This is a genomic window from Dyella sp. (assembly GCF_035508675.1).
Taxonomy (GTDB): Bacteria; Pseudomonadota; Gammaproteobacteria; order Xanthomonadales; family Rhodanobacteraceae; genus Dyella_B.
Map to the genome: position 1 here is coordinate 1 of NZ_DATJMN010000079.1, position 9253 is coordinate 9253.

11 protein-coding genes are annotated in these 9253 nt (G+C 62.9%); 1 reads left to right on the top strand and 10 read right to left on the bottom strand.

What is annotated here, in order from left to right; translation table 11 throughout:
* Nucleotides 1-235: hypothetical protein (locus tag VMA74_RS04575; protein WP_325365255.1), on the top strand; the 235-nt coding region annotated here is incomplete at its 5' end.
* Nucleotides 236-290: 55 nt separating this feature from the next.
* On the opposite strand, the gene VMA74_RS04580 is transcribed toward VMA74_RS04575, so the two are convergent.
* The 10 genes from VMA74_RS04580 to VMA74_RS04625 form a co-directional block, all read right to left on the bottom strand.
* A complete protein-coding gene (locus VMA74_RS04580) occupies nt 291-896 on the bottom strand; it encodes a HupE/UreJ family protein (RefSeq protein WP_325365257.1) in 606 nt (201 codons plus the stop codon).
* Entirely contained in the window at nt 893-1417 is a 525-nt protein-coding gene (locus VMA74_RS04585) for a hydrogenase maturation protease (RefSeq protein ID WP_325365259.1), read from the bottom strand. The genes VMA74_RS04580 and VMA74_RS04585 overlap by 4 nt, the downstream gene beginning before the upstream one ends.
* A gap of 5 nt (nt 1418-1422) precedes the next feature.
* Nucleotides 1423-2727, bottom strand: coding sequence for a Ni/Fe hydrogenase subunit alpha (locus VMA74_RS04590; RefSeq protein WP_325365261.1), 1305 nt, complete (start codon nt 2725-2727; stop codon nt 1423-1425).
* The gene (locus tag VMA74_RS04595) at nt 2720-3499 is read right to left on the bottom strand and encodes a hypothetical protein (protein WP_325365263.1); all 780 of its coding nucleotides are present in this window, start codon (nt 3497-3499) and stop codon (nt 2720-2722) included. Before VMA74_RS04595 ends, VMA74_RS04590 begins: the two co-directional genes overlap by 8 nt.
* A 14-nt stretch (nt 3500-3513) precedes the next feature.
* Entirely contained in the window at nt 3514-4347 is an 834-nt protein-coding gene (locus VMA74_RS04600; RefSeq protein WP_325365265.1) for an FAD/NAD(P)-binding protein, read from the bottom strand.
* Entirely contained in the window at nt 4344-5477 is a 1134-nt protein-coding gene (locus tag VMA74_RS04605) for a 4Fe-4S dicluster domain-containing protein (RefSeq protein ID WP_325365267.1), read from the bottom strand. Before VMA74_RS04605 ends, VMA74_RS04600 begins: the two co-directional genes overlap by 4 nt.
* Nucleotides 5478-5657: 180 nt before the next feature.
* Nucleotides 5658-7085: an NAD(P)(+) transhydrogenase (Re/Si-specific) subunit beta gene (locus VMA74_RS04610; RefSeq protein WP_325365269.1), complete on the bottom strand. Its 1428-nt coding sequence runs from the start codon at nt 7083-7085 to the stop codon at nt 5658-5660.
* 9 nt (nt 7086-7094) lie between these two features.
* Entirely contained in the window at nt 7095-7385 is a 291-nt protein-coding gene (locus VMA74_RS04615; protein ID WP_325365273.1) for an NAD(P) transhydrogenase subunit alpha, read from the bottom strand.
* 195 nt (nt 7386-7580) lie between these two features.
* Nucleotides 7581-8714 (bottom strand): NAD(P) transhydrogenase subunit alpha, encoded by a 1134-nt coding sequence (locus VMA74_RS04620; protein WP_325365271.1) that lies wholly within the window; start codon nt 8712-8714, stop codon nt 7581-7583.
* 66 nt (nt 8715-8780) lie between these two features.
* Nucleotides 8781-9179 carry a DUF779 domain-containing protein gene (locus VMA74_RS04625; RefSeq protein ID WP_325365275.1) on the bottom strand — a complete coding sequence of 133 codons (399 nt, stop codon included), beginning with the start codon at nt 9177-9179 and terminating at the stop codon, nt 8781-8783.
* Between the last annotated feature and the right edge of the window lie 74 nt (nt 9180-9253).

Sequence of the window (9253 nt, forward strand, 5' to 3'; positions counted from 1 at the left end):
CACGCTTAAGTTAGTGCCATTGGGTTATGGCCGATTGGCAAAACATGTGCCGGACAGCACAGTGGACCTTCGCCGAGGTGCTTTACAACAGCGAAGCTGGTCAATGACGACGCGCTTCGAAATGAAATCGACGCGATTCCCAGTCTTACTGGCATTGCAGCAAGAAAAACGTGGAGATATATCAGCAGCCGAATCCCAACGGCGGAATGTGCATGGCGACGTTGGGGTTCGGTAGTGCCTCACCGCCAACGAGGGCCGCGCCATGACCTTGAGTTCGGAGCAGTGCACCGTCACACGATGAACAAATACAGGCCGAACGCCGCCGCGCCAGCTCCTGCATATTGAACGAAACGGGGGCTGCCCCACGTTCTCGCCAGCAGTCCCAGCGCGATGCCCCAGCCGTGCAACACGATCGTACTCAGCACAAAGCCGACGCCGAATGCCAGTCCCGATGCATTCACCGGCATCTCGGCGCCATGCGCGATGCCGTGGCACAGCGCAAACGATCCGACCAGGATGCTGCTTGCGGCCAACGGCAAGCGGACTGCCGCAGCGATCAATAATCCAAGCACGAGCACCGATGCGGCGATGCCGGATTCGATGAACGGCACTGTCATACCTGACATGCCGATCGCACCGCCGATCGACATCGCCGTGACGAAACTGAGTGGCACCAGCCATATCGCACGGCCGCCGCACTGCGTAGCCCAGAAACCGACGGCTACCATGGCGGCCAGATGATCCATGCCGGTAAAGGGATGAGCCAGGCCATGGGCAAGGCCAACCATCTGCCCCGGCAGGATATGCGCCTGCGCCAGCGGCGCTGCAGCGAGCATCACGAGCATGCATACCAGTTGAAAAACCGTGCGCTTCGCGCGCGTACGTTTGTTCATCATGTTTCCCTCCCACTTGCATAGGGTGTTGATTCGCGTGTGCCTGCAGCGAGAACATGTGATTGATACGGCCAGCGTTCGGCCACTTCGGCCTCGATCGTCGCAGCAAGCGATACCGCTGCATGGCTGACCGCAGCGCTTGGTGCAGCATCGAAGGATACGTCGCCGATCTCGATGCCATAAAGAACCAGCGTCTTGGGCAGCATGCCCAGCGCACCGGCCAGTTGCAGTGCCGATGCCACGCCCAGGCCATGGCTGGAAGCAAGCGTGTCCTTCTCGAGCAACGCCGGATCGTCCACGCGCTGGACGGTGCCCGGTTCGCGGCCACTGTGCATGGCGTCGATCAGCACGGCTGCATCCGCGCCTTGCAGATAACGGATCAGCCCCGTGCCCGGCCGATCCAGTGCGACCACGCTGACCTGGCAGGACGGACGATCCAGCCAGGCGCTTCGCTGCAGCGCATGCGCGACGCACCATCCAGCCTGATCGTCGCCAGCCGGGGAGCCGATTCCGATGATCGCCACGCGTGTCATAAGCGCTCCGCTTGCAGTTTCAGGAAATGGGTCGCGCAGGAAATGCAGGGATCGTAATTGCGTATCACCTTCTCGCAATGCAGGCGCAAGGCGTCATCGCCGTGCTGCAGGCCGAAATCCTGCAGCGACAGCCGCAAGTCTTCCTCGATACGCGCTTGGTTCTGGCTGGTCGGCGGCACGATCCGCGCCGCAACGATTCGGCCTTCGCCGTCCACCGCATAGCGATGCCACAACAGGCCGCGCGGCGCTTCCGAGCAACCGTAGCCGACGCCTGCACGCGGCGTCACCGCAACGGCCGGCTGCTGCACACGGGTGTAGCCCTGCAGAAGACGCACGGCTTCCGCTATCGCGTAATGCACCTCGATCGCACGCGCCAGCATGCTGTTGAACATGTTGCGGCTTGGCCACGTGACGCCGGTATCGTGCATCAACTGCTGAATGGCATCCGGCAAGCGGTCGCGATTCATATTGAGCCGCGCCAACGGTCCGACGAGATAAGGCTTGTCCTGGTAGTGGCTGTACAAGGCAGTCGAGTGTTCGACCTGGTACTCGGCGAAATGGCGATCGTATTCACTTGCGTCGATGGCCAGTCCATCGCTGGCCACGATGCGACCGCGATGAACCGGATATTCCTCGGTATCGCGCATGCTCACGCAGGTAAATGGCTGATCGTCGTCGGGCATGGCAACGCTTGCGGCCCAATGCACAAGCGCCTCCGACTCAGGCAACGCCGCGCGCAGCCTGGCAAGCAATGCGGCCACGTCGTCCGCATGCGGTGCATGGTGAAAACCGCCGACTTTCACGCCTACTGGATGCACCGAACGGGCGCCAAGCAGGTTCATGATGTCGTTGCCGAGTCCTTGCAATGCAAGCCCGCGCCGCACGACGTCCGGATGGTCATGCGCCATGGCGATGGCACTGTCGTAGCCGAAGTAATCCGGCGTGGCCAGCAAATGGATATGCAGGCAGTGGCTTTGTATCCACTCGCCGCAATACAGCAGGCGGCGCATCGCATGCACCCACGGTCCCGGGTCGATGCCGAACAGGTTCTCCAGCGCGTTCACCGCGCTGATCTGGTACGCCACCGGGCAGATGCCGCAGATGCGCGCCACCATGTCCGGCACTTCCTCGTAGGAACGGCCTTCGAGGAATTTCTCGAACAGGCGCGGCGGCTCGTAGATCTGCAGCGTCAGCGTTTCGATGGCGCCGCCGCGAATGCGCAGATGCAAAGCGCCCTCGCCTTCCACCCGCGCCAGCACCGGCACGTGGATGTCGACCTTGCGTGTCTGCGTGTCATCCATGCTGCTTCTCGCTGAATGCCAGGCCGGCCGCGTGGAACGCCGGCGCGCCGTTGTCGATGAACAGAAATCGCCGGGCAACCGCTTCCGGCACCAGGCCCAGGCCCTCGAAACGCCGGCCCAGCGCCTCGGTATTCGGGTTTTCCGCGGGACCGTAGCAGGCGTAGCAGTCGCGCCCGAAGCTGGGGCACAAGGCGCCGCAACCGGTGCGCGTCACCGGCCCCATGCATGCCATGCCCTTGGTCACCATCACGCACACCGCCTGCTTGCGCTTGCACTCCATGCAGACCTTGTCGTGCTCCTCCGCCGGCACGACGCCGAACAACAGTGCGCGCAGCGCGCCAAGCACTTGCCGTCCATTCACGGGGCAACCCCAGAGCTCCAGATCGACCTTGACGTGCTGGGCGATCGGCGTGGAGGTGTCCAGGCTGTGGATGTAATCGGGCGTGGCATACACCCCCGCGATCCATTCACGCGCATTGGCGAGATTGCGCAACGCCTGCACGCCGCCGGCCGTTGCGCAGGCGCCGATCGTGACCAAGAAACGCGATTGCTCACGCACGCGCACGATGCGTTCCAGGTCGTCGGGCGTCGCGATGCTGCCTTCGACGAAGGCGACGTCGACCGGCGCGTCCGGCTGCACCGGGCCGGCCTCGGCGAAGTGGATGAAATCCACCAGCCCGGCCGCCTGCAGCAAGGCTTCGCCGAGATTGAGGAAGGCCAGCTGGCATCCGTCGCACGAGCTGAACTTGTGCACGGCCACTTTCGGTTTCACCGTCGCTCCCATGATCAGAAGCCCCTCGTCTTGAAAAGGTCTTTCACTTGCGGATATGGAAAAACGGGACCGTCCTTGCACACGAAATCCGGGCCGTACTGGCAGTGGCCGCAATGCCCGACGGCGCAATGCATGCTGCGCTCCATGCTCAGGTAGATGCGTTCTTCGGGTATGCCGCGCGCCGTCAGGTTGGCGATGCCGGCATGCATCATGCCTTCCGGTCCGCACATCATGACCGTGCTGCGATCGGGCACGATGGCAGCGTCATCGAACACCTCGGTCACCAGCCCCACATGCCACGGCCATAGCGGGCCGCCGTGATCGGATGCCAGCAGCACATGCGTATTCGGCAACGTGCTCCAATAAGCGTAGCGCTCGCGCCAGATCAGCTCCTCGACGTGCTTGACGCCTTGAATGATGGTCAAGCGTCCAAACCGCTCGCGTCGCATCAGGATGTAGTTGATGACCGCCACCACCGGCGCGCAACCGAGTCCGCCCGTCACCACGAGAATGTCGTGGCCTTCGGCTTCGCGCAGCGGCCAGCCGCGACCGTACGGGCCGCGCAAACCGATCCGGTCGCCAGCCTTGAGCTGGGCGAGCCCATTCGTGACGCGGCCCACGGCACGGATGGTGTGATCGAGCACCGTGGGGCCATGCGGATCGGAGACGATCGAAATCGGTACTTCGCCGACGCCGTACAGATACACCATGTTGAATTGGCCCGGCATGAAGCGGTAATCGTGCCGCTGCCGTTCGTCGGTCAAGCGCAGGCGCAAGGTGAAAATCGTCGGCGAATCTTCAGTGCGGCCGATGATTTCCGCTTCCATCGGAAGATCGTCGTGGGTCATGGCTGCTTCCCGCAAATCGCGTTGGCTTCCTCCGTGATGTCGATGCCCACCGGACACCAGCTGATGCAGCGCCCGCAACCGACGCAACCGCTACGCCCGTATTGCGTATGCCAGCCACCCAGCTTGTGGGTAAGCCATTGGCGATAGCGCGTGCGTGTGTCGGGCCGCACCGTGAAGCCATGCACATAACTGTGTCCCTGCGTGAAACAGGAATCCCATTCGCGCGCATGCTCCGAACTGCCGCCATCGAGCGCCGGCACATCCGCCTCGCTGTGGCAAAAGCAGGTCGGGCAGACCGACGTGCAGTTGCCGCACGACAGGCAGCGTTCGGCGACGTCTTGCCACCGCGGATGTTCCAGATTGGCAAAGAGACTCGCCTGCAGGTTCCGCCCCGGCAGCACCCTCTGCTGCACCTCGGCGGCATGCCGGCTCTGCTCGTCGGCGATAACCATCTGTGCCTGGACCGCACCCGGCAGGTTCAGCGCATCCAGCATCGCTGCGCCGCGCTCGCTGCCGGATTCGACGACGAAGCCATCATCCAGCTCGGACATCGCCATGTCGAATCCATATGCCGCGCGCGGCCCGTCGCCGGTGGACACGCAGAAGCAGGTCTGCGCGGGATGGCTGCAATGCACGGCGACGACAAACATGTTGTTGCGGCGCTTGGCGTAGTTCGGATCGGGGTAATCCCCGCCGAGGAAATGCTTGTCCTGCAAGGCGAGTGCGGCCAGGTCGCATGCGCGCGCGCCGATAACCGCAAGCGGCTTGTTGGCCGGCGGTTGCGCATCGAACACCAGGGTGCCGTTTTCGCAACGCTTGGCGCGCCAGAGCGCCTCCCGCGGCGCGAAGACAAACGGCTTGATGGCTTGCGGCCCATTTGCCCACGCAAACCGGCGTGGGCTATCCGTCATGCTGACGCGATACGAACCCGGTGCTTGCTCGACCGACACGCCCTTCGGCAAGTCGCCGGCGCTGTCGATGTGCTCATACAGGATCGCGCCGTCGCGCAGCTTCGGCCCGATGCATTGGTAACCGGCACGGCCGAGCGCGTCCAGCAAGTCCTGCAGCCGCTCGTGCGCAAGCCATCGCGGAGTTCGACCGGACGCGGAATGTGCCATCGCAGGGTGCATCGCTCCCTCCTCAGTTGCCATCGCGTACTTCGACCGTTTTGCACGGCCCGAAGCACGTTACTACAGCGCTGTGACCATCACCACGAGCAGGCACGATGTGATGTCCATGCCAGCCGGGCGGCCGTGCTTCGAAGCGATGCATCACGGCTTTGACCAGGCTCCCATTCCTTAGACAGGCTCTCATGCCGCCGCCTTGATGCCACCCGTGCTTTCGCCCAGATCCTTGATGGCCTGGATCATCTTTCCCAGCACGGCCTGGGCATCGCCATAAACCATGTTGCAGTTGTCGGCATAGAACAATTCGTTCTCGACACCCGCATAACCTTTACCCTGCCCGCGCTTGATCACGTAGATCTGGTGCGCCTTGTCGACATTGAGAATCGGCATGCCGTAGATCGGCGACGTCTTGTTGGTGCGCGCGGCAGGATTCACCACATCGTTGGCGCCGATGACCAGCGCCACGTCGGCGCTCGCGAACTCGGCATTGATCTCGTCAAGCTCGTACAGCAAGTCATACGGCACGCCCGCTTCGGCGAGGAGTACGTCCATGTGACCCGGCATGCGCCCCGCAACGGGGTGGATGGCGAACTTCACTTCGACGGAGGCCGCTTGCAGCAGCTTCACGAATTCGTAGAGTTTCTGCTGCGCCTGCGCGGCAGCCAGGCCATAGCCGGGCGCGATGATCACCTTGCCGGCATAACGCATGGTGATGGCGGCATCGCTTGCCTCGACCGGCTTCATGCGTCCCTTGATCTCGCCGTGCTGCTCCAGGCTCACATCGCCGAAGTTGCTGAAAAGCACATTGCCGATCGAGCGGTTCATCGCCTTGGCCATCAGCAAGGTCAGCAAGGTACCGGCCGAACCGACGACCATGCCTGCGATCATCAGCGCCGGGTTCTGCAGCACCAGCCCTTCCAGCCCGACGGCCAAGCCAGTGAAGGCGTTGTAGAGCGCGATGACCACCGGCATGTCCGCGCCGCCGATCGGAACGGTCATCATCACGCCGAATGCGAGCGTCACGGCGAAGAACAGGCCGACGGGCACGCCACCCCTGGCGCCCATCACGATCCACAACCCGATCGCAATCGCTGCAAGAAAAACCGTGGCATTCAAATAACGCTGACCGCGTATGCGCCACGGCTTGTTGATGCGGCCATCGAGCTTGGCCCAGGCGATCAGCGAACCCGACAGCGACACGGCGCCGATCAGCGCACCAAGCAGGGTTATCGCAAGCCCGAGCGCGTCTTGCGCCTGGCCGCCGAACAGTTCCACCGCCGCAATCGCAGCTGCCGCACCCCCACCCATGCCGTTGTAGAGCGCCACCATCTGCGGCATGGCCGTAATTGGAACCGCTCTGCCGCGCCACCACGCCCAACCCAGTCCGATCGCCAGGGCGATCACGGCCAGCGGCAGATTGACGATCAGGTGCGCGCGTGCCGCGGCATTGACGCTGAAGGCATAAAGAAAACTGACCAGCACGGCCACCAGCATGCCGACGCCCGCCAGTACGATGCCCTTGCGCGCGGTCGCCGGCGACGACATGCGTTTGAGCCCATAGATAAACAGGTACGCCGCTGCCAGATCGCTGAGATTGATGACCCAATCCATGCTGCTCTCCTAGGCTTTTTTCTTGCTGGACTTGAACATTTCCAGCATGCGTTCGGTGACGACATAACCGCCGGCGACGTTGCCGGCGCCCAGCAGCACCCCGATGAAACCGATGACCTGTTCGGTCACGTTCGTGGCGTTGAGCAGTGCGTAAAGCGCGCCGACCACGACGATGCCATGCACGAAATTGGAGCCCGACATCAAGGGCGTGTGGAGAATCGCCGGTACGCGCGAAATCACCTCGTAACCGGTGAAGGCGGCCAGCATGAAGATGTAGATGGCGACAAAGCCGACAATGATGATTTGCGAGGTCACGGGTTTCTCCTTGGACGTAATGACACTAACTTGGGCGTGTATCTTGCGCTCGCCAGGATGCGGTCCGTTCCCCTGCGAAATTGAGGCGCGAGCGTAGCGAGCGGCAAGAACGCCCAGCTTCATGGCTTAAGTTAGCGCCATGGCGTTTAGTGACTCGGTGTGGCGAGTTGCGCGGAGACATTAAACAGGCTCCTCGGCAGCTTCGAGGCCGGTGGCGCTGGCTGAGCTTTCGTCAGCACGCGTCAGCGCGGTTTTGGCCAGCACGTCGTCGTTCCAGTCCGGCGCGATCTTTTCGTCGTGAATGATCAGCTCGAGCAGGTTGAGCACGTTCTTGGCGTAGAGTTCGCTGGCGTGCTCGCCGAGCAGCGAGGCCACGTTCAACGGCGCCACGATGGTGACCTGCCCCACCTGGACGGTCTTGCCGGGTTCCGTGCATTCGCAATTGCCGCCACCGTCGGCGGCGAGATCCACGATCACCGCTCCCGCTTTCATACCATCGACCTGCGCCTTGCTGATCAATTTCGGCGATGGCCTTCCCGGCACCGCCGCCGTGGTGATGACCACGTCGGCCTGCTGCACATGCGCGGTGACGATCTTAGCGACGCGCTCCTTTTCCTCTTGCGACAGCTCGCGCGCATAACCGCCCTCGCCCGTCGCATCGATGCCGGTATCGACGAACTTGGCGCCCAACGAGGCGGCCTCTTCCCTGGTTTCGGATCGCACGTCGTAACCTTCGGTGACCGCACCGAGGCGGCGGGCCGTCGCAAGTGCTTGCAAGCCGGCAACGCCAAGCCCCATCACCAGCACGGTCGCGGGTCGAAGCGAACCGACGGCGGTCGTCATGCGTGGAAAGATGCGGGCAAGATGCGTCGCACCCAGCAACGCGCCGTAGTACCCCGACAACGCCGCCTGCGTCGACAACGCATCCATGGCCTGCGCGCGCGTGATGCGCGGCACACGCTCCATTGCAAAGCAGGTGATGTTCTTTTCGTGCAACGCCTCGACCAGCGCAGGCTCCTTGTTGGCATAGATGAAAGCCACCAGGATTGCGCCGATCTTCATCGCCTTCACCGTCTCCAGCGATGGCGGCTGCACGGCCAGCACGATGTCGGCGTCCGCGACGAGCTGCGTCACGTCCGCGACGACGGTGGCGTTCTTGAAGGCCGGGTCTGGCAGCTTGATGGCGTCGCCCGCGCCGGATTGCACGAAAACGCGCGTGCCGAGCCTGCTCACCCGGTCCACGACATCGGGCACCATGGCGACACGACGCTCGCCGGCACGTGTTTCCTTGAGCACTGCAACCTTGATCGTCATGTGAACGGCTCCGTGATTTCTGTCTGGCTTGTTGCGTATTTTTTACGAGCGATGAAGCGCCACGGATCAAGCCCTCGCCGCGGCTTCAGGCCCCGTGGCCGGCGGCCCGGCGGCCTTCAGTTCCTGCCATTCGGCATCGGTAAACACACGCGATCGGGTGATGAAGCGCACGCCTTCGGGCGCTTCCAGCGAAAAGCTGTCGCCGCCGCCGGTGGTGACATCGATGATGAGTTGGCAATTCGAAAAATATTCGAACGTCGAAGCACCGATATAGAAGGGACTTCCCGCGATGGAACCGAGGAACACATCACGCGGCCCCACGCGAAAATCGCTTTGCCTGAAACACATGGGCGCCGTGCCTTCGCAACATCCACCGGACTGGTGAAAGATCAATGGGCCAAACTCGTTTTCCAGGCGGCGAACCAGCGCCGCGGCCGACGGTGTAGCGATCACGCGCGGCGGCATGGGCGATCTCCTTCTGACGGTATGGCCGGTAGGTGCCGCACCATCCTGTGCGGCACCTACAGCGATGATCCATG

Bases quoted from the DNA above. Each gene is read 5' to 3' on its own strand.
- VMA74_RS04580 (WP_325365257.1), bottom strand. From the start codon at position 896: ATGATGAACAAACGTACGCGCGCGAAGCGCACGGTTTTTCAACTGGTA.
- VMA74_RS04590 (WP_325365261.1), bottom strand. From the start codon at position 2,727: ATGGATGACACGCAGACACGCAAGGTCGACATCCACGTGCCGGTGCTG.
- VMA74_RS04600 (WP_325365265.1), bottom strand. From the start codon at position 4,347: ATGACCCACGACGATCTTCCGATGGAAGCGGAAATCATCGGCCGCACT.
- VMA74_RS04605 (WP_325365267.1), bottom strand. From the start codon at position 5,477: ATGCACCCTGCGATGGCACATTCCGCGTCCGGTCGAACTCCGCGATGG.
- VMA74_RS04610 (WP_325365269.1), bottom strand. From the start codon at position 7,085: ATGGATTGGGTCATCAATCTCAGCGATCTGGCAGCGGCGTACCTGTTT.
- VMA74_RS04620 (WP_325365271.1), bottom strand. From the start codon at position 8,714: ATGACGATCAAGGTTGCAGTGCTCAAGGAAACACGTGCCGGCGAGCGT.
- VMA74_RS04625 (WP_325365275.1), bottom strand. From the start codon at position 9,179: ATGCCGCCGCGCGTGATCGCTACACCGTCGGCCGCGGCGCTGGTTCGC.